16 protein-coding genes are annotated in these 19,222 nt (G+C 62.6%); 10 read left to right on the top strand and 6 right to left on the bottom strand.

The annotated features are described in order from the left end of the window. Window positions 1-33: 33 nt before the first annotated feature. From DEM26_RS13065 to ptsP, 3 genes are all read left to right on the top strand, one after another. Window positions 34-468 (top strand): DUF1178 family protein, encoded by a 435-nt coding sequence (locus tag DEM26_RS13065; protein ID WP_109172584.1) that lies wholly within the window; start codon window positions 34-36, stop codon window positions 466-468. Window positions 469-624: 156 nt separating this feature from the next. Next, entirely contained in the window at window positions 625-1,878 is a 1,254-nt protein-coding gene (locus DEM26_RS13060; protein ID WP_075775925.1) for an aspartate kinase, read from the top strand. Between the two features lie 40 nt (window positions 1,879-1,918). Beyond that, a complete protein-coding gene (gene ptsP, locus DEM26_RS13055) occupies window positions 1,919-4,162 on the top strand; it encodes a phosphoenolpyruvate--protein phosphotransferase (protein ID WP_075775926.1) in 2,244 nt (747 codons plus the stop codon). Between the two features lie 170 nt (window positions 4,163-4,332). Here the strand turns inward: ptsP and DEM26_RS13050 are convergent, their stop codons facing one another. Then, the gene (locus DEM26_RS13050) at window positions 4,333-7,401 is read right to left on the bottom strand and encodes an efflux RND transporter permease subunit (protein ID WP_075775927.1); all 3,069 of its coding nucleotides are present in this window, start codon (window positions 7,399-7,401) and stop codon (window positions 4,333-4,335) included. Between the two features lie 10 nt (window positions 7,402-7,411). After that, entirely contained in the window at window positions 7,412-8,680 is a 1,269-nt protein-coding gene (locus DEM26_RS13045) for an efflux RND transporter periplasmic adaptor subunit (RefSeq protein WP_088727922.1), read from the bottom strand. Between the two features lie 318 nt (window positions 8,681-8,998). Between DEM26_RS13045 and DEM26_RS13040 the strand changes: the two genes are divergently transcribed. Beyond that, complete coding sequence (locus DEM26_RS13040; protein ID WP_075775929.1) at window positions 8,999-9,301, top strand: hypothetical protein; 303 nt, start codon at window positions 8,999-9,001, stop codon at window positions 9,299-9,301. A 50-nt stretch (window positions 9,302-9,351) separates the two neighbouring features. On the opposite strand, the gene DEM26_RS13035 is transcribed toward DEM26_RS13040, so the two are convergent. The 3 genes from DEM26_RS13035 to DEM26_RS13025 all read right to left on the bottom strand — a co-directional run bounded on the left by DEM26_RS13035 (window position 9,352) and on the right by DEM26_RS13025 (window position 12,456). After that, the gene (locus DEM26_RS13035; RefSeq protein WP_088720348.1) at window positions 9,352-10,452 is read right to left on the bottom strand and encodes a quaternary amine ABC transporter ATP-binding protein; all 1,101 of its coding nucleotides are present in this window, start codon (window positions 10,450-10,452) and stop codon (window positions 9,352-9,354) included. Next, complete coding sequence (locus DEM26_RS13030; RefSeq protein WP_075775931.1) at window positions 10,445-11,356, bottom strand: ABC transporter permease; 912 nt, start codon at window positions 11,354-11,356, stop codon at window positions 10,445-10,447. Before DEM26_RS13030 ends, DEM26_RS13035 begins: the two co-directional genes overlap by 8 nt. Before the next feature lie 92 nt (window positions 11,357-11,448). Next, window positions 11,449-12,456 (bottom strand): ABC transporter substrate-binding protein, encoded by a 1,008-nt coding sequence (locus DEM26_RS13025; protein WP_075775932.1) that lies wholly within the window; start codon window positions 12,454-12,456, stop codon window positions 11,449-11,451. A gap of 250 nt (window positions 12,457-12,706) precedes the next feature. Between DEM26_RS13025 and DEM26_RS13020 the strand changes: the two genes are divergently transcribed. Together DEM26_RS13020 and DEM26_RS13015 are read left to right on the top strand one after the other, a co-directional pair. Further along, the gene (locus DEM26_RS13020; protein ID WP_109172583.1) at window positions 12,707-13,804 is read left to right on the top strand and encodes a diacylglycerol/lipid kinase family protein; all 1,098 of its coding nucleotides are present in this window, start codon (window positions 12,707-12,709) and stop codon (window positions 13,802-13,804) included. After that, a complete protein-coding gene (locus DEM26_RS13015) occupies window positions 13,801-14,586 on the top strand; it encodes a metallophosphoesterase family protein (RefSeq protein WP_109172582.1) in 786 nt (261 codons plus the stop codon). Before DEM26_RS13020 ends, DEM26_RS13015 begins: the two co-directional genes overlap by 4 nt. On the opposite strand, the gene DEM26_RS13010 is transcribed toward DEM26_RS13015, so the two are convergent. Then, the gene (locus DEM26_RS13010; protein ID WP_075775934.1) at window positions 14,587-15,066 is read right to left on the bottom strand and encodes a MarR family winged helix-turn-helix transcriptional regulator; all 480 of its coding nucleotides are present in this window, start codon (window positions 15,064-15,066) and stop codon (window positions 14,587-14,589) included. Between the two features lie 253 nt (window positions 15,067-15,319). On the opposite strand from DEM26_RS13010, the gene ectA reads away from it, so the two are divergent. From ectA to DEM26_RS12990, 4 genes are read left to right on the top strand one after another with little or no spacing between them, the layout of a single operon-like run. Next, window positions 15,320-15,850 (top strand): diaminobutyrate acetyltransferase, encoded by a 531-nt coding sequence (gene ectA, locus DEM26_RS13005; RefSeq protein ID WP_075775935.1) that lies wholly within the window; start codon window positions 15,320-15,322, stop codon window positions 15,848-15,850. Between the two features lie 48 nt (window positions 15,851-15,898). Further along, a complete protein-coding gene (ectB, locus tag DEM26_RS13000; RefSeq protein ID WP_075775936.1) occupies window positions 15,899-17,185 on the top strand; it encodes a diaminobutyrate--2-oxoglutarate transaminase in 1,287 nt (428 codons plus the stop codon). 52 nt (window positions 17,186-17,237) lie between these two features. Beyond that, the gene (locus DEM26_RS12995; RefSeq protein WP_075775937.1) at window positions 17,238-17,639 is read left to right on the top strand and encodes an ectoine synthase; all 402 of its coding nucleotides are present in this window, start codon (window positions 17,238-17,240) and stop codon (window positions 17,637-17,639) included. A 10-nt stretch (window positions 17,640-17,649) separates the two neighbouring features. Further along, window positions 17,650-19,080: an aspartate kinase gene (locus DEM26_RS12990; RefSeq protein ID WP_075775938.1), complete on the top strand. Its 1,431-nt coding sequence runs from the start codon at window positions 17,650-17,652 to the stop codon at window positions 19,078-19,080. Window positions 19,081-19,222: the final 142 nt, after the last annotated feature.

Raw genomic sequence — 19,222 nt, 5'->3', positions numbered from 1 at the left:
GCCTATTTGCTTACCCATTCGGGAGATGCAGAGATGATCCGTTATACGCTGCAATGCGAGAATGAGCACCGCTTCGACAGTTGGTTTCCCTCGGCCTACGGGTTCGAGGCGCTCAAATCGGCAGGCCAGCTGGAATGTGCGGTTTGCGGCTCGAAAAACGTCGAGAAATCGCTGATGGCGCCGCCCGTCGCGCAGACACGCAAAACGCAGGAGGGCGCGCCTGAGCGCCCCCTCTCGCAGCCGCATTCCGAGGCCGAGCAGGCTCTTGCCGCGATGCGTCGCGAGATCGAGAAGAACTCCGATTACGTCGGCATGAACTTCGCTACCGAAGCGCGCGCGATGCACGAGGGCACCGCCAGGAAACGCGCGATCCACGGAGAGGCGAAACTCGACGACGCGCGCAAGATGCTCGAGGACGGGCTCCCGGTTCTGCCGCTGCCCTTCCTGTCGACTCGTAAGACGAACTGACCCTTTTCGCTCTTTCCAAATATCCCGGGGTGAGTTCGCGAACGCGAAGAGGGGCAGCGCCCCCGAGCCGATCTGCAGGCCCGGAAACGCCAAATCTCTTGCGTGCCCCAACGGCTTGAGCTAGCAGAGGCGCGACTCTGCCCAAGGGGGATTTCCATGCCCATTCTGGTGATGAAATTCGGCGGCACTTCCGTCGCCGATCTCGACCGGATCGCAAACGCCGCCGAAAAGGTGAAGCGTGAAGTCGAGCGCGGTTACGATGTCATCGTGATCGTCTCCGCGATGTCGGGCAAGACCAACGAACTCGTCAACTGGGTCGAGACCACGTCGCCGCTCTACGATGCGCGCGAATACGACGCCGTGGTCTCCTCGGGTGAGAATATCACCGCCGGCCTGATGTCGCTGCGCCTGCAGGAGATGGGCGTCTCCGCGCGCAGCTGGCAGGGCTGGCAGGTGCCGATCAACACGACCTCTGCGCATGGCGCGGCGCGCTTCGTGTCGATCCCGCGCGAAAATCTTGACCAGAAATTCTCCGAAGGCTTCAAGGTCGCGGTGATCGCCGGCTTCCAGGGGTTGTCGCCGGAGAACCGGATCACGACGCTCGGCCGGGGCGGCTCGGACACGACCGCTGTGGCTTTCGCCGCTGCGTTCGGCGCGGAGCGATGCGACATCTACACCGATGTCGACGGCATCTACACCACCGACCCGCGCGTCTCCTCCAAGGCGCGCAAGCTCGACCGCATCGCCTTCGAGGAGATGCTGGAACTCGCGAGCCTCGGGGCGAAGGTTCTGCAAACCCGCTCGGTCGAGCTCGCGATGCGCTACAAGGTGCCGCTGCGCGTGCTAAGCTCCTTCGAGGAAACCACGGAGAATTCGGGCACTCTGGTCTGCGACGAGGATAAAATCATGGAATCGAAAGTTGTCTCCGGCGTCGCCTTTTCTCGCGACGAAGCGAAAATGACCCTCGTGACGGTCGAAGACCGCCCCGGTATCGCCAGCGCGATCTTCGGGCCGCTCGCGGATGCCGGTGTGAATGTCGACATGATCGTCCAGAACATCTCCGAGCGTCAGGCCGAGCATGAGGTCAAGGTCACCGACATGACCTTCTCCTGCCCGGTCAATCAGGTGGCCCGCGCCCGCAAGGCGATGGAAGATGCCCGCGACGCCGGTCTGATCCAGTTCGACGAGCTGGTCGCAGACGAGGACGTGGCGAAAATCTCCGTCGTCGGGATCGGCATGCGTTCCCACGCGGGGGTCGCCGCGAAGATGTTCAAGGCGCTGGCCGCCGAAAACGTCAACATCAAGGTTATCTCCACGTCGGAAATCAAGATTTCGGTGCTGGTCGACCGCAAATATCTGGAACTGGCGGTTCAGGCCCTGCATGATGCCTTCGAACTCGACAAGGCCTGAGTAACCCGAAGGGCCGCAGCAACAGGGACGACCTGCGCGGATGGTGGAACTGAGCGAAAGTGATAGTCGCACGCTGTTGCGACGCCTGCGCGATACGCTGGCCACGGAGGGCGACGGGCAGGACCGGCTCAACCACATCACCCAGATCATCGCGGATTCGATGGGCACCGAAGTGTGCTCCATCTATCTGTTCCGCGATCCCGAAACGCTAGAGCTTTGCGCGACCGAAGGTCTGAAGGCAGAGGCTGTCCACCACACGCGGATGCGTCTGGGCGAAGGTCTCGTGGGCCGCGTGGCGCGGTCGGGCCGCCCGATCAACTCCGCCGATGCGCCCTCCGAGCCGGGCTTCCGCTACATGCCGGAGACGGGCGAAGAGATTTACTCCAGCTTCGTCGGCGTGCCGATCCAGCGCGTGGGCGAAAAGCTGGGCGTTCTGGTCGTGCAGTCGAAGGACGAGCGCAGCTTCTCGGATGACGAACTTTATGGGCTCGAGGTGGTCGCGATGGTGCTGGCCGAAATGACCGAGCTTGGCGCCTTCACCGGCGGCGAGAATTCCGAGATCGGTGCGACTCACCGCTTCCCGGTCATGTTCCGCGGTGCGACCGGTCAGGAAGGCGCCGCCGAGGGGCGCGTCTGGCTGCACGAGCCGCGCGTCGTCGTGACGAACCCGGTCGCCGAAGATCCCGAGGCCGAGGCCGCGCGCCTCGAGGAGGCCATCACCGAACTGCGCGGCAAGATCGACGAGATGCTCGCCAGCCCGACCCTGATCGACAAGGATCAGCGGCAGGTGCTGGAGACCTTCAAGATGCTCGCCGCCTCCAAGGGCTGGAAACGGCGGATGCTCGAAGACATCGCAGCGGGCCTCTCTGCCGAAGCTGCGGTCGAGAAGGAGCAGAACGCCGCGCGCGACCGGATGCGCAAGGCGCCCGATCCGTACCTGCGCGAACGGCTCAACGATCTCGACGACCTGTCGAACCGCCTGCTGCGGCAGCTGACGGGGCAGGGCAGCGATACCGGTGCCGAGATGCCCGAAAACCCGGTGCTCGTGGCCCGCAATATCGGCCCGGCGGAACTTCTCGACTATGATCGCAAACTCAAGGGCGTGGTGCTGGAGGAAGGTTCCGTCGGCTCGCATGCCGCGATCGTCACCCGCGCGCTCTCGATTCCGCTGGTGATCCATGCGGGCCGGATTACGGCGGAGGCACTGAACGGTGACCCGATCCTCGTCGACGGCGATCAGGGTGTGGTGCACCTGCGGCCAGAGGAAAGTGTAGCGCATGCATTCCGCGACAAGATCGCGATGCAGGCCGAGGCACAGAAACGCTATGCCTCGCTGCGCGACCAACCTGCGGTCGATCGATCGGGCCAGATTGTCTCGCTGATGATGAATGCTGGGCTGATGGCGGATCTGCCCTCCCTGAAGGGCTCCGGCGCTGATGGGGTGGGGCTGTTCCGCACTGAACTGCAATTCCTGACCCGCACAAAGGTGCCACGCCGCGACGAGTTGGTTCAGCTCTACAAGCGGGTGATGGACGCGGCCGACGGCCGACGGGTGAATTTCCGCACGCTTGATATCGGCTCCGACAAGGTGGTTCCCTACATGAAGCCGCAGGACGAGCCGAACCCGGCGATGGGCTGGCGCGCGCTGCGGGTGGGGCTCGACAAGCCGGGTATCCTGCGAATGCAGCTGCAGGCGCTCTTGCGCGCAGCCGACGGACGCCCGACGTCGATCATGTTTCCCTTCATCGCGCTCCCCGAGGAATTCTACGCCGCGCGCGATACCTTGCTGCGGGTCCGCGATCGCGAGGCCCAGTTGGGCCGCACCGTGCCCGAAGAGTTGCGCATCGGCGCGATGCTGGAAACCCCGAGCCTCGGCTTCGCGCCGGACAGCTTCTATCGCGATTGCGATTTCATCTCGATCGGCGGCAACGATCTGAAGCAGTTCTTCTTCGCCGCCGACCGCGAGAACGAACGGGTGCGTCGCCGCTACGATACGCTCGACGGGTCCTTCCTGAACTTCCTTGAGCGGATCATCGCACGCTGCGCGGTTTCGAACACGAGCCTCAGCTTCTGCGGCGAGGATGCGGGGCGCCCGATCGAGGCGCTGACCTTCGCGGCGCTCGGCATTCGTACGCTTTCGATGCGACCCGCTTCGATCGGTCCGGTCAAACATCTGATCCGCCGCGCCGATCTGGGGGAACTGCGGCAGGTGATCCAGCAGGCGCGCAATGCAGGGCAATCCACTGTGCGCCCCGCGGTAACGAGCTACCTCGCGCATCTCTGACAGGGGCGGGGGCCTCTGAGGTCGCAATAAAAAAGGGGCGCTGCCCCCTCTGTCCTTCGTAAATTCACCCCGGGATATTTACGCCAAGGCGAAAGAGGTAAGCCTTCGCCTTGGCACACATTTTCCGCGGGGGCCTGGGGGCGCGAAGCCCCCAGTCTTTGCCTTCCGTCTCAGCCGGCGGCCAGACGTTTTTCCTCGGCCGCTTTGTAGGCTTTGTCCGAAGGCGCGATGAAGGTGTAGAACATCGGCACCACGAACAGCGTGAACATCGTCCCGATCAGGATCCCCGAAAAGATCACGAGGCCCATCGCCTTGCGTGCCTCTGCGCCCGCGCCTTGCGCGAGGATCAGCGGCACCACCGCCAGCGCCATTGCGGCGGTGGTCATCAGGATCGGACGCAGACGGGTCTGCGCGGCCTTCACGATCGCCTGCCGGCGGGTGAGGCCCGATTGCTCGCGCTGCTGGTTGGCAAACTCGACCATCAGGATCCCGTGTTTCGTGATCAGCCCCACCAGCGTGATCAGCCCCACCTCGGAATAGATGTTGAGCGTGCCCAAGCCGAGGTTCAGCGGCAGCACCGCGCCGAAGATCGTCAGCGGCACCGTCATCATGATGATGAAGGGGTCGCGGAAGCTCTCGAACTGGGCGGCGAGCACCAGATAGATCACCAGCACGGCCGCCGCGAAGGCGATCACGATGGTATTGCCTTGCTGAGTCTCGATCCGAGATTGGCCCGAATAGTTCACGAAGAAGCCGTCGGGCATCACCTGATTGGCGATGTCCACGATCGTCTGCACGCCCTCGCCGGTGGAGCCGCCGGGCAGGGGGAGCGCCGTGATCGTCGCCGCGTTCAACTGGTCGAACTGTTCGATCGAGGCGGCGTTCACGCCGGTGTCGATCTTCACGAGCGATGACAGCGGGATCATCGCACCCGAGGCGGAGCGGACGAAGTAGCGGCCCAGCTCCTCGGGATTCGCGCGGAATTCCTGAGGCACCTGCGGGATGATGTCGTAGCTGTTGGAGTCGCGGTCGAACTGCGCCACCGACGCTTCGCCGACCAACAGCCCCAGCGTCGAACCGATATCCGAGACCGGCACGTTCAGCGCCGCCGCCCGGTCGCGGTCGATCGTGACATTGACCTGCGGGCTGTCGAAGTTGAGTGAGTTCTGTACGACGATGAACTTGCCCGTGGCCTGTGCCTTGTTCTTGATCTCCTCGGCCACCTCGGCGACGCGTTTTGCGGAGTGGATCGACTGGATCACCACCGATATCGGCAGGCCGCCCCCGGTGCCCGGCAGCGACGGCGGCGCAAAAGCGAACCCCTTCAGGCCGGTCGATTTGCCCAGATCGCTCTGGATCTCCTGCTGGATTTCCTTCTGGCTGCGGGTGCGATCCGCCCAGTCCTTGAGCGCCCAGATATAGATACCCTGAGAGCTGTCGCCGCCGAAGCCCGCGATCGAGAAATCGGTGCGCACTTCGGGGATGTCGGCGGTGTCGCGTCCGACCTGGTCGATATATTTCTGCGTGTAGTCGCTGGTCGCGTAGCGTGGCCCGTTCAGGATCGCGAAGAGCGCGCCGTTATCCTCGTCCGGGGCAAGCTCGGAATTGGTGTTCATCAGCATGAACCCGGTCACGCCCACCAGCGAAACGACGATGAGCAGCGTGATCCCGCGCAGGTCGAGCGAGCCGTCGACGCGCCGTCCGTACCAGCCCGAGAGCCGATCGAAATTGCGGTCGACGAACGCCTGGAAGCCCTTGGACTCGCCATGTTTCAGCAGGCGGCCCGACATCATCGGCGTGATCGTCAGCGCGATGATCCCTGACAGGATCACCGACCCCGCGAGTGCGAAGGCGAATTCACGGAACAGCTGTCCGGTCAACCCGCCGGTGAAGCCCAGAGGCGCGAGCACTGCGGCCAGCGTGATCGTCATCGCGATGACCGGTCCGGTGATCTCCTTCATGCCCCGCACGGCGGCGGGGATCGGTTTCATCCCCTCTTCGATATGTCGGTGGATATTCTCCACCACCACGATCGCATCATCGACGACGAGGCCGATCGCCAGCACCATTGCCAGCAGTGTGAGAAGGTTGATCGAGTATCCCAGCGCCAGAAGCACTGCGAGCACCCCGATCAGCGAGAGCGGAATGGTCACGATGGGCATCGCCACGGAGCGCAGCGAGCCGAGGAACAGAAGGATCACCACGGTCACGATCGCGACCGCCTCGCCGATGGTCTTGAACACCTCGTGGATCGAGGCCGAGATCGTCTCGGTCGAGTCGTAGACCAGCTCGATCTTCATGCCTTCGGGAAGCGTTGCGTTGATATCGGGCAGCGCCTTGCGCACCGCCGCCGCCGTATCGAGCGGGTTGGCAGCCGGCGTCGGGTAGACGCCGAGGAACGTGCCCTCTTTGCCTTCGAAGGTGACGATCTCGTTCTCGGAGGCCTTGGCGAGCTCGATCTTCGCGACATCGCGGAGGCGCACCACGTCATCGCCCTTGCCGGTGATCGGCAGCTTGCCGAAGGCTTCGGGCGTCTGCAGCGTGGATTGCAACGTGATCGACTGGGCGACGTATTCGTTTTTCGTCTTGCCCGGGGCCGAGAGGAAGTTCGACGCCTGGATGGCGCCCACCACTTCCGACGCCGTGACGCCGCGCGCAGCCAGCTTGTCCGGATCGATCCAGACCCGCATTGCGTAATCGGAGGCGCCGATGATCTGGGTCTGCGCGACGCCCGGAATCGTGGACATGCGCGGACGGATCACCCGGCGCAGATATTCGGTCAGCTGCTCGGGGGTCATGTTGGGGTTGAGCGCCGCGAGATACATCAGCGCGAAGGTCTGGCCGGTGCCCTTCTGGATCACCGGGTCCTTCGCGGCCGACGGCAGTTGGCCCTTCACCTGCTGCACTTTCGAGAGCACCTCGGTCATCGCCGCGTCGGAATTGGACCCGAGCTTCATATGCACCGAGATAACCGAGGCCGAGGGTCGCGACTGGGTGGTGACGTAATCGACGTTCTCAGTGGTCGCCACGGCAGCAGCGAGCGGCGAGGTGATGAAGCCCTGGATCAGTTCGGGCGAGGCGCCGGGATAGGCGGTGGTGATGGTGACCACCGTTTCCTCGACTTCCGGATATTGGCGGACGGGCAGGTTAAAATAGGCCTGCGCCCCCAGCAGGAGCATGAACGCGCCCAGAACCATCGAGAGGACGGGGCGGCGGATGAAGATCTCGGAGATATTCATGGGCTTGGCCTTACTGCGCCTTCGCGCCGTCTGAGGTCGTGTCCGATGAGGCGTCCGACGTGGTGTCCGAGTCCCCCTCCGCGCTGGCGCTCGAGTTGCCGTCCGAAGACGTCTCGGAGTTTGCCGCGGCGTTGCCCTCCATGCCGAGGGCTTTCATCACCTCTTCGGTCGAGGGCGCATCGGGATCGGGCGAAATCGCGTTGTCGATGCTCACCGTCGCGCCGGAGTTCAGCTTGTTCTGACCCGCGTTGACGACCATGTCGCCCGCTTTGAGACCCTTGGTGACTTCGATAAGTTGGCCGGAGCGGCGTCCGAGCGTGATGAAGACCTGCTTGGCGACCAACTGCGGCTTATCCGCGCCTTCGGGGGTCTCCTTGCGCACCACGTAGACGGAATCGCCGTAGAGGTTGGAGCTGACCACGGTCTGCGGCAGGGCGATCACGTTATCCTCTGCGGGCAGCACGACAGTGACATGCACGAACTGGCCGGGCGTCAGCTTGCCTTCGCCATTGGGAACCTCGGCGCGCAGCGTCACGAGGCGCGAATTCGGGTCGATCTTGGGCTCGATCCCGGTGATCTCGCCTTTCAGGTCGACGGAGCCGTCCTCGGTTTGCACCTTGACGGTCTGACCCGCTTCGGCCAGCCGCGCCTGCTGCTCGGACAGGGTGAAGTCGACCCGCATATGATCGCGATCCTGCAGCGTCGCATAAGTGGTGCCGGTTCCGACATATTGGCCGACCTCCACCCGGGGAATGCCGATGATGCCCGCAAACGGCGCTGTCAGGCGCTTCTTCTCGAGCAAGGCCTGGAGCTTCGCGACGCTTGCGCGCGCTTCCTGTGCGCTTGCTTCGGCCTGATCGAGATTGGAGGTGGCGGACACGCCCCGGTCGGCAAGCTGACGCGCGCGCTTGAGATTGGTCTCGGCGAGGTCCTGAGCGGCCTTGGCCGAGGCCAGATCGGCGCGCTCGGAGCTGTCGTCGATCTGCAAGAGCACCTCGCCCTTCTCGACCTTGTCGTTCGCTTCGAAATGAATCGCCTGCACGGTGCCGCCCATTTCGACGGCAAGTTCGGTCCCTTGCACGGCGGCGGCGGTCCCGATCGCCTCGAGGCCCGGCTCCCAGGTGATGGGCTTCACTTCGCTGACCGAAACCGCCACGGGGGGCTGCTTCATATTCGCGAAGAACTGCGCGATCATCTTGGAGCGGAAAAGATTGTAGCCGACGACGCCACCCACCACGAGGATGAGGGCGACGAGAGCGATGAGGAGGCGTTTGATCATTTGGATGTCCCGTCAAAATCCCTGTTTGCGCATGGTTTCGGCCCCGCCGACCGACCCGCGCGCGATTTTTGAACCATTTGGTTCACGTCTGCGCCCTGTCAATACGCGAGCGACGCTAAAAGGATGGGTCACAGTGCCGTGAAGGCAAGGTGGAAAACCGGTGCGGCCAAGCAATACTTGGCGTTTTGTAACGTCAAGATCGCGGAAATCTGATTTTTTCCGCCTCGACCGGCAAAAAACGTGCATTATCTTTACTTGTACCTGCGATCCTGACGGCCCCGCGTCGCTTTGCAGCGGTGTCTGGTTCTAGGAGTTTGCATGGATCCCCTTTCTTTTTTGCGCATCGGTTTCGAGGCCGCGCGGATCGGCGTCGAGGCGCAAGCGGTGATCTCGATGCGAGTCGCGGGGATGATGGGGCTTTGGGATGTTTCCCCGCTCGAATCGTTCCAGATGATGCAGGAAAAGCCAGTGGCGGTCGCGGCGGCGGCAGAGGCTGCAGCTTTCGCGCTGATGCGCGGACAGACGGCAGATCGGGCGATTTCGGCTTCGATGACGCAGATCGGAAACCACACCAGCGCCAACATGATACGATTGTCGCGCCGCGGACCCAGCTGGTTCTGATGGGTTGAGCCGGGCAGGGCCGCCACGCTGGCGCGGCGGCCCCGTAGTCTTCAGGCGGCGCTGTCTTCCTCGACCGCGTCATCGCCTTCTTCGACGCTTGCGGGCGTGACCATGGCCGTCAGGATCGTCGGCATGTCGACCACGCCGATCGGCTTGTTCGCCTTGTCGACAACAGTCGCCATGCGCACCTCGGCATCGGCCATCCGGCGCGCGATCTTCTCGAGCACCGAGCTGGCTTTTACCTTCATCTTCGGCAGCTCGCCTTCCGGCAATGGCATCGCGATGGTCTCGGCCCGGATCACGCGACCCCGGTTCACCTCGCGGACGAACTCGGCGATGTATTCATTCGCCGGGCGCAGCACGATTTCCTGCCCAGTGCCCACCTGATTTAGCGCACCGTCGCGCAGGATCGCGATCTTGTCTCCCAGCCGCAGCGCCTCGTCGAGGTCGTGGGTGATGAAGACGATCGTCTTCTTCAGCTCCGCCTGCAGGTCAAGAAGTACCTTCTGCATGTCCATCCGGATCAACGGATCGAGCGCGGAGAACGCCTCATCCATCAACAGGATGTCGGCATCGTTGGCCAGCGCGCGGGCTAGACCCACCCGCTGTTGCATGCCCCCCGAGAGTTGGTTCGGGTAGTTGTCCTCGTAGCCCGCAAGACCAACGCGCGCGATCCATTTCTTCGCGATCGGCTCGGACTCCTTGCGGTCGATGCCCTGGATGTCGAGGCCGTAGCAGGTGTTTTCCAGCACGGTCCGGTGCGGCAGAAGCGCGAATTTCTGGAACACCATCGCGGTCTCGTGGCGGCGGAATTCACGAAGCTCCTCTTCGTTCATCTTTACCACATCGCGGCCATTATAGAGGATTTCCCCGGCCGTGGGCATGATCAGCCCGTTGATATGGCGGATGAGCGTCGACTTGCCCGAGCCCGAGAGGCCCATGATCACCGAGATCTTGCCCGGCGGCAGGTCGAGGTTGATGTTCTGCAGACCGAGCACATGGTTGTGCTTGTCGTTGAGCTCTTCCTTGCCCATGCCGCCCTGCACGACCTCCACGTAATCTTTGGGGCGCGCCCCGAAGATCTTGTAGAGATTTCGGATTTCGATGCCCGAGCGGGTCTCGTCCGCTGCGTTTGTCGTCGCATCAGTCATGGCCAGCCTCCGAATGTTTCTGCAGCCGCTTGCCGAACGCCTGGCTTGCGCGGTCGAAGATGATCGCGATCGCGACGAGCGCGAAGCCGTTCAGGAAGCCGATGGTGAAGAACTGGTTGTTGATCGCCTGCAGCACGTTTTTACCGAGGCCGCCGACACCGACCATCGAGGCCACGACGACCATCGCCAGCGCCATCATGATGGTCTGGTTGACGCCCGCCATGATCGTCGGCAGCGACAGCGGAAGCTGGACGCCCCAGAGTTTCTGACGCGGGTTGGCGCCGAAGGCGTCCGCGGCTTCGATGACTTCCTTGTCCACGAGGCGGATGCCCAGATTGGTCAGACGGATCATCGGCGGGATCGCGTAGATCACCACCGCGATCACGCCGGGCACCTTGCCGATCCCGAAGATCACGACGACCGGGATCAGATAGACGAAGGATGGCATGGTCTGCATGACGTCGAGCACCGGCGTCAGGATTTGCTGCATCCGGTCCGAGCGCGCCATCAGGATGCCGATCGGCAGTCCGAGGATGATCGCGATCAGCGTCGCCACGGTGACCATTGCGAGGGTGGTCATGGTGTCCTCCCACAGGCCGAAAATGCCGATGAAGGCAAGGCCCATGGCCGAGCCCATCACGATCTTCGGATTGCGCGAGGCGAACCACACCACGACGAGGATCAGCGCGAAGATTATGAACCACGGCGTGTCCACGAAGGCGTGTTCGAGAGTGTTGAGAAACCATTGAAGCGGCCGCGTGGCCGCGTCGATTTGATCGGAATAGGCGCGGACGATGCCGCGGAACCCGTCGTCGATGCCCATGCGCATGTGGCGTAGGGTGGAGTTGGGAAGGGAAGGGAACTCACAGAGCAGTTCCGGCAAGCCCCAGCATGAAGATGCCATCTTGTTATGTCCTCCGGTCGATTATTTGCGCCGGTTAAAAGAAAGCGCGCGCAAGGCTCCCCTTACGCGCGCCAAAATCTCGGTTCGCCCGCTCAGAGCGCGTCCTCGACCTTCTTGATCACGTCGTCGGAAAGCCACGCTTTCCAGACATCCGGATAGTTCTCGAGGAAGTAGTAAGCGGTGTCCTCGTTGGTGCCTTGGTTGTCGGCCTGCCAAGCGAGGAACTCGCCCACGATCTTGTTCGACCATTCACGCTTGCCAAGGTAGTCCATGGCCACCGCGTTGTTCTGGGCGAACTCCTTGGTCACGACCGTAAACACGTCCGAGGTCGGGTAGGCGTTGGGCTTGGGATCGACGCAATCGGCCTGCGAGTTGCACTCGTCCCAGGCTTTCTTGTCGTTCGGAACACCTGCGTCGAGCTTGACCATCGGGTATTTGCCGAGGATCGCCGTCGGTGCCCAGTAGTAACCCAGCCAGCCCTTCTTGGACTCGTAGGCATTGGCGATCGAGCCGTCGAGGCCCGCAGCCGAACCGGTGTCGACCAACTTGAAGCCCTTCTCCTCGGCCTTGTGGGCCTTGAAGCGGTTCGCGGTCGAGATCTGGCAGTTCCATCCCGACGGGCAGTTGTAGACGCCACCGATCGACGGCTCTTCGGGATCGGGGAACAGCTCGGGATGCTTCAGCGCATCGTCGACCGTCTTGATCTCGGGGTGCTCGTCGGCGACGTATTTCGGAATCCACCAGCCTTCTTCGCCGCCATCCTTGAGGATTTCGGCGGCGATCACGAGGCGGTCCTCGCTGACGGCCTTGTCGAGCGCGACCTTCACCGCGTTCACCCAAAGCTCGGGCGCGATATCGGGCTCGCCCTTCTCGTTCATCGAGGTGAAGGTGGGCATCGTGTCGCCGGTCACCAGCGTCACGTCACAGCCGTAGCCGTTTTCGAGAATGATCTTGTCGACCCAAGCGGCGACACCGGCCGAAGCCCAGTTCATTTCCGCTTCGGTGACGGAACCACATTCGCCGTCGGCGGCGAAGGCAGGCGCCGAGAAGGTCGCCAGCGGCAGCGCCGTCAGTAGCGCGGCAAGCGCTTTCTTGTTCATACAGGTCCTCCTGTTGTGGCAGCTTTGATTTGAAGCGATCCGCGCGGGCTGCCGCCGTGATACCGGTCGCGATAAGTCCCGGATTTTCCCGGGTTGGAATCCTCATGAAGTCACGCTCACGTGAGAACGCGCGCAGGACTTGCCAAATTCCGACACTTCTATGTCGTAAATAACCAAGTCGAGGCGCGCAACCTTTTCACGGACCTTTCCGGCTCCGTGCGGCGTTACAGCCGCACGAAGAGGTGAAAGCATGACAACCGAGCCCAAGGACTCCGTTTCGTCGGAGAATAACACGGGGTTTTCCGCCGCCGTGACCCCCGGTGCGGACTCCGCGCTTCCGTCCGGTATAAGTCACGGGAAAGACGTCGGAAATTCCGATTCTGACCCCGATTCCGGCGCCCCGCCGCAGCCGAGCGCCGCGCTGCGTCGCGAAGCGGTCGCGCTGATTGCGAACCCCTCTTCGGGGGGCAATGCCAAGGACGAGGAAGCGATCAGCCGCGCGATGGAGGCGCTTGGTGACGGTGCGTCGCTTTATCGATGGTCGCCGGAAAGCGACATCGTGGCGACCGTGCGTAAAGCGCTCGACGAGGGCGCGGAGATGATCGTGGCGGCGGGTGGTGACGGCACCGCGATGGCTGTCGCGGGTGCGCTGGTGGGGCAGGATGTGCCGATGGCCGTACTGCCGCTCGGCACCTTCAACTTCTTCGCCCGAGGTCTGCGTCTCTCCGAGGATCCGGAAGAGGCGGCGCGCGCGATCCGCGAAGGCAAGGCGCACTCGATCCGCGTCGGCGAAGTGAACGGGCAGGTGTTTCTGAACAATGCCTCGCTCGGCATCTACCCGTCGATCTTGAAGGCGCGCGAGGACATCTATGCGCGCTGGGGGCGCCGCCGGATCGTCGCGCATTGGTCGGTGTTCAAGACCTTCCTTCGGTTCCAGCGCCCGATGCAGCTGAAGATTACGGCTGACGGAAAAAAGCTGAGTCGACGCACGGCGCTCGTCTTCATCGCCCGCTCCGCCTATCAGCTCGATTTCTTCGGGCTCGACGGGGCGACCGTGATCAGCGACGACGCCTTCGCGGTGCTCGTGGCAAAGGCGCAGACCCGCCGGGATCTCTTCCGTCTCTCCATGCGCCTTGTGCGCCGCAAGACAAAGCAGGGCGAGGATTACGAGTTGATCCGGGCGAAATCCTTCGAGATCGAAACCGCGCGCCGGCGAGGCCTTCTGGCCTATGACGGTGAGAAATGCCGCGCTGAGAGCCCATTCCGCTTCAAGATGTCCGACGAGCCGCTCTGGATCGTGCTGCCCGCGACGCATGGCGAGACCGAACCCCAAGACGCAACTGCATGACACGTATCGTTCACCTTTCCGACCTGCATTTCGGGCGCAGCCTGCCCGAACTCGAGATGCCGCTTCTTACGGCACTGAACCAGCTCGAACCCGATCTGACGGTGATCTCGGGGGATTTCACGCAGCGCGCCCGGCGCGGTCAGTTCATGCAAGCTCGGATGTTCCTCGAGCAGATCGAGAGTGAGACGCTCGCGGTGCCCGGCAATCACGACACGCCACTCGACAATATCGTTCTTCGGGTGCTCAAGCCCTTCGGGCGCTACAAATCCGCGATCAATCACGATCTCGAACCTGTCTACGAGACCGACAGCTTCAAGGTGGTGGGCGTGAACACGGTCAACCGCTTCGCGTGGCAGCGCGGGAAGGTGCCCGACCGCACGATTTCCCGTCTGTGTCAGGAATTCGAAGAAGCGGGCGAGAGATTGCGAGTCGCAGTGATGCACCATCCGCTCGAACACGGCCCCGAGGTCGACAAGGCTCTCATGGAGGGGGCAGGGGACGCGCTGCAGGGCATGTCGGAATGCGGTGCGGATCTCGTGCTGTCAGGGCATCTGCACACCGGGTTGGTGGCCCCCTTCTCGGCTGTGCCGGGCATACTGTTCGTGCAGGCGGGGACGGGCCTGTCCTCGCGCCTGCGCGGCGAGCCGAATACGTTCAACGTGATCGAAGGGGGGCGCGACGCTCTGTCGATCACGCTTTACGGGGCGCGGGACATGAGCTTCGAGCCGATCGAGAACGAGAGGTTCATCCGCGCCCCGGACAGGACGTGGATCCGGGCCTGATCAGTTCGGCTTGCCGGAAATGTCGCCCCAATCCAGAACGGGGGCGGCGTCGATCTCATGCGCGTCGAGCATCGAGGCGACGCGCTCGAGCGAGGCGATGATCTGCGCCTGCTCCCAATCTTCCAGTGCCTCGAATCGGCGGACGAATATCTGCTGCAGGGCGTCTGGCGCCTCGTCGATCGCGCTCGCGCCGAGCTCCGTGATCACGATGTCGGTCTGACGGCGGTCCCGTTCGGAGCGCTGACGGGTCACCATGCCCTTGCGCTCGAGCTTGTCGATCAGCGCTGTCATCGTCGCCTGGCTCACGCCCATGCGCTGTGCGATGGCCTTGGGGGTCGACCAGCCTTTCTCGGAAATCACCTGAAGCACGCGGAACTGCGCAGGCGTCAGCCCGGCAGCCTTCGCCAGGTCGCGGCCGAACATTTCGGTCGCGCGCAGAATTCTACGCAAAGCGATCAGGCTCGTATCGACACGCTCCATCAGGCGGCGGGCCCCTTTTTTATCAAGACGACCCAGTATCGCAGAGAGTTCCGTGTTCTGCAATTGCTTGGCTTTGCTAAGCTTATTTCGTTCGCTTCTACTCATTTGCTTTGTCATACTAACGGTATTTAGGGCTTATAAGCAAGAATATAAGGCTATAAGCGGAACTTTTCCGGGTTCCATTAGTTAGGTGGTTGAAATTTTCGACTGCATGAACTACTTAGGCTACCGAAGCAAACGAGAGGAAAGAGCTGTGCCGCAAGTCGAGTCGATCAAGAAGGGTTCTGAACTGGTCTTCCGTAAGCCGGAGTCCGAAGACGGCAGCGAAATCTGGAAGCTGATCCGCCGCTGCAAGCCGCTTGATGAAAATTCGATGTATTGCAACCTTCTGCAGTGCGATCACTTCGGGGACACCTGTGTCCTCGTGGAGCGCGAAGGCGAGGTCGTCGGCTGGATTTCGGGCTACATCGCCCCGTCCGAGCCGGACACGTTCTTCGTGTGGCAAGTGGCTGTTTCCCCCGACGCGCGGGGGCTGGGTCTTGGCAAGCGTATGCTGCGCCACCTCATCCAGCGCGACGTCGCCGAAGACTGCACCAAGTTGAAGACGACCATCACCAAGAGCAACGAAGCTAGCTGGGCGCTCTTCCGTTCCTTCGCCCGTTCGATGGGCGGCGAGCTGACCGATGAGGCGCACTTCCACGAAGAAGACCATTTCGACGGCCACGCCTCGACCGAACATATGGTCACCATCACCTTCCCCGAGGAGGCGCGTGCTGCCGCCTGATCTCAGGCCGCGCACCCTCCTCTTTCCCCCAATTCTACGGAGTCCCCCATGACCGTTCATTCGACGGATAAGACGATCTTTACCCAACGCGAATCTGAAGCCCGCTCCTACTGCCGCGGCTTCGATACGGTTTTCACCAGCGCGCAAGGCTCGGAGCTGACCGACGCCGAGGGCAACACCTATATCGACTTCCTCGCCGGTTGCTCGTCGCTGAACTACGGCCACAACGACCCGGACATGAAGCAGGCGCTGATCGAGCACCTGACCGAGAACAAGATGGGCCACGCGCTCGACCTGCACACCGACAGCAAGGGCAAGTTCCTGCGCGCCTTCGAGGAGCATATCCTCGCCCCGCGCGGCATGGACCACAAGCTGATGTTCGTCGGTCCGACCGGCGCGAACGCCGTCGAAGCCGCGATGAAGATCGCGCGCAAGGCGACTGGCCGCACCAACATCATCACCTTTACCAACGGCTTCCATGGCGTGACCATGGGCGCTCTGGCCGCGACCGGTAACGGCTATCACCGTGGCGGCGCCGGTATGGACACGCATGGCGTGACCCGCATGCCCTATGACGCCTATGCCGATGGCGTCGATTCGGTCGCGCTGCTCGACCAGATGCTTTCGGACGCCTCGGGCGGGATCGACGCTCCGGCGGCGATCATGCTGGAGACGGTTCAGGGCGAGGGCGGCCTCAACGCCGCAAGCCCGGAATTCGTGAAAGGCGTCGAACAAGTTGCCCGCAAGCACGGTGCGCTGTTCATCATCGACGACATTCAGGCAGGCTGCGGCCGCACCGGTACCTTCTTCTCCTTCGAGGAGATGGACGTGATGCCGGACGTCGTGACCCAAGCGAAGTCGATCTCCGGCTTCGGCATGCCGATGGCGCTGGTTCTGGTGCGTCCCGACTACGACGTGTTCGGCCCGGCCGAGCATAACGGTACCTTCCGCGGCAACACCCATGCCTTCGTGACCGCCACCGTGGCGATCGAGAAGTTCTGGGCCGACGACAAGTTCCAGAAGGAACTGGCCGTGAAATCGGACGTCCTGCGTGAAGGTCTGGCCGCCGTGGCCGATCTCGTGCCGGGTGCCTTCCTCAAGGGCCGGGGCCTGATGCAGGGTGTCGATGTCGGCACCGGCGAGCTTGCCTCGGCGATCTGCGGTCGCTGCTTCGAGAAAGGTCTCGTGATCGAAACCTCGGGCAATGACGACCAGGTCGTGAAGGTTCTCGCACCGCTGACCACGCCGATGGAACAATTCCGCAAGGGGCTGGAAATCCTGCGTGAAGCCGCCACCGAGGTGACCGGTGAACGCACGGACATCGCGGCGGAATAATCCGCCGCCCCCTCCCCGGCGATCCAACGAATTCAAATACGGAGAAACGATCATGATCGTTCGTGATTTCAACAAGCTCAAGAACACAGACCGCGACGTGTCCGATGCCGACTGGAGCAGCGTTCGCATGCTGCTGGCCGACGACAAGATGGGCTTCAGCTTTCACATCACCACGCTGAAGGCGGGTTCGGACCACACGTTCCACTACAAGCACCATTTCGAGAGCGTCTACTGCATCTCGGGCAACGGCCACATCACCGAGCTCGACAACGGCACGCGCCACGAAATCAAACCGGGCGTGATGTATGCGCTTAACCTGCATGACCACCACCGCCTCGTCGCGGGGGACGAAGACCTCGTCATGGCTTGCTGCTTCAACCCGCCGGTGACCGGTAACGAGGTTCACCGTGAAGACGGGTCGTACGCGCCGGCCGAAGAACTGGAAAATTCGTAAGGGGGCCAAATTGACCCACCAGAATCACACGGTCGAAAAGATCGGCGGCACCTCCATGAGCCGCGTGGACGAGTTGCTCGACACGCTGTTCATCGGAGACCGCAAGGGCGCCGATCTCTATAACCGCATTTTCGTCGTCTCGGCGTTCGGTGGCATCACCGATCTGCTGCTCGAACACAAGAAATCGGGCGAGGCGGGCGTCTATGCGCAATTCGCAAAGGCCGACAGCGAACATGGCTGGCACGAGGCGCTGAGCCGCGTGTCCACCGCGATGATCGAAGCCCATGAGAATGTGCTCAAGCATCCCGGCGACATCGCGCAGGCGACCGAGTTCGTCCGCGAGCGCACCGAAGGCGCGCGCAACTGCCTGATCGACCTGCAGCGCCTGTGCTCCTACGGGCACTTCCGGCTCTCGCAGCATATGCTGCAGATCCGCGAATTGCTGTCGGGTCTGGGCGAGGCGCACTCCGCTTTCGTCACGACGCTCCTGTTGCAGCGCAACGGCGTGAACGCACGTCTCGTCGACCTGTCCGGTTGGCGCGACGAGACCGATCACGACCTAGAAGGCCGGATAATGGGTGCGATGAAGGACATCGATCCGAAATCCGAGCTTCCGATCGTGACGGGCTATGCGCAATGTGCCGAAGGCTTGATGCGGGAATTCGACCGTGGCTACTCCGAAGTGACCTTCTCCAAGCTCGCAGCCCTCACCGGCGCGCGCGAGGCGATCATTCACAAGGAATTCCACCTGTCTTCTGCCGACCCGAAGCTGGTGGGCGAGGGCAAGGTGCGCAAGCTGGGTCACACGAACTACGACGTGGCCGACCAGATGTCGAACATGGGCATGGAGGCGATCCACCCGAAGGCCGCCAAGACCCTGCGCCAGGCGGACGTTCCGCTGCGTGTCACCAACGCGTTCGACCCGGGCGATCCGGGCACGCTGATCGACGACAAGCCCGCCAAGGAAGCGGCGGTCGAAATGGTGACCGGCCTCGATATCATCGCGCTCGAAGTGTTCGAACAGGACATGGTCGGCGTGAAGGGCTACGACGCCAAGATCCTCGAGGTGCTGACGCGCCACGACGTTCGTATCGTGTCCAAGGCCTCGAATGCGAACACGATCACCCATTACGTCGATGCCCCGATCCGTGTGCTGCAGCGCGTCGAGAAGGATCTCTGCGAGATTTATCCCTCGGCGGAAATCTCGGCCCGGATGCTCTCGATGGCCTCGGTCATCGGGCGTGACCTGAGCGGTCTCTCGGTACTGACCCGTGGACTGCAGGCGATCGCGAAAGCGGATATGGAAAGCCTCGGCGCCACGCAGGGCCCGCGGAATGTGGACGTGCAATTCGTCCTCGAACGGGACGATCTTAAGCCCGTGATCAAGGCGCTCCACGAGGAGTTCATCCCGGAAGAAAGCGCCCTCAAGCAAGTTGCGTGAAAGACGTGACGCCAACTTTGTATAAAGCCCGTGCGGAACTCCGCGCGGGCTTTTTTCATTGAGCCTGCGACATCCCGCCACGCTGCGACGTTTGAACCATGGCCCGGCGGTTGCCGTACCCTCGGGTAAGTCTAGTTCTTAT

It is taken from the genome of Thioclava sp. NG1 (assembly GCF_003122275.1).
Lineage (GTDB): Bacteria > Pseudomonadota > Alphaproteobacteria > Rhodobacterales > Rhodobacteraceae > Thioclava > Thioclava nitratireducens.
Note: the sequence above shows the minus strand (reverse complement) of the source record. Positions and strands in the feature narration are given on the sequence as shown.

Excerpts from the sequence above, each read along its gene's own strand:
- DEM26_RS13065 (WP_109172584.1), top strand. The coding sequence starts at position 34 with ATGATCCGTTATACGCTGCAATGCGAGAATGAGCACCGCTTCGACAGT.
- DEM26_RS13060 (WP_075775925.1), top strand. The coding sequence starts at position 625 with ATGCCCATTCTGGTGATGAAATTCGGCGGCACTTCCGTCGCCGATCTC.
- ptsP (WP_075775926.1), top strand. The coding sequence starts at position 1,919 with ATGGTGGAACTGAGCGAAAGTGATAGTCGCACGCTGTTGCGACGCCTG.
- DEM26_RS13050 (WP_075775927.1), bottom strand. The coding sequence starts at position 7,401 with ATGAATATCTCCGAGATCTTCATCCGCCGCCCCGTCCTCTCGATGGTT.
- DEM26_RS13045 (WP_088727922.1), bottom strand. The coding sequence starts at position 8,680 with ATGATCAAACGCCTCCTCATCGCTCTCGTCGCCCTCATCCTCGTGGTG.
- DEM26_RS13040 (WP_075775929.1), top strand. The coding sequence starts at position 8,999 with ATGGATCCCCTTTCTTTTTTGCGCATCGGTTTCGAGGCCGCGCGGATC.
- DEM26_RS13035 (WP_088720348.1), bottom strand. The coding sequence starts at position 10,452 with ATGACTGATGCGACGACAAACGCAGCGGACGAGACCCGCTCGGGCATC.
- DEM26_RS13030 (WP_075775931.1), bottom strand. The coding sequence starts at position 11,356 with ATGGCATCTTCATGCTGGGGCTTGCCGGAACTGCTCTGTGAGTTCCCT.
- DEM26_RS13025 (WP_075775932.1), bottom strand. The coding sequence starts at position 12,456 with ATGAACAAGAAAGCGCTTGCCGCGCTACTGACGGCGCTGCCGCTGGCG.
- DEM26_RS13020 (WP_109172583.1), top strand. The coding sequence starts at position 12,707 with ATGACAACCGAGCCCAAGGACTCCGTTTCGTCGGAGAATAACACGGGG.
- DEM26_RS13015 (WP_109172582.1), top strand. The coding sequence starts at position 13,801 with ATGACACGTATCGTTCACCTTTCCGACCTGCATTTCGGGCGCAGCCTG.
- DEM26_RS13010 (WP_075775934.1), bottom strand. The coding sequence starts at position 15,066 with ATGGAGCGTGTCGATACGAGCCTGATCGCTTTGCGTAGAATTCTGCGC.
- ectB (WP_075775936.1), top strand. The coding sequence starts at position 15,899 with ATGACCGTTCATTCGACGGATAAGACGATCTTTACCCAACGCGAATCT.
- DEM26_RS12995 (WP_075775937.1), top strand. The coding sequence starts at position 17,238 with ATGATCGTTCGTGATTTCAACAAGCTCAAGAACACAGACCGCGACGTG.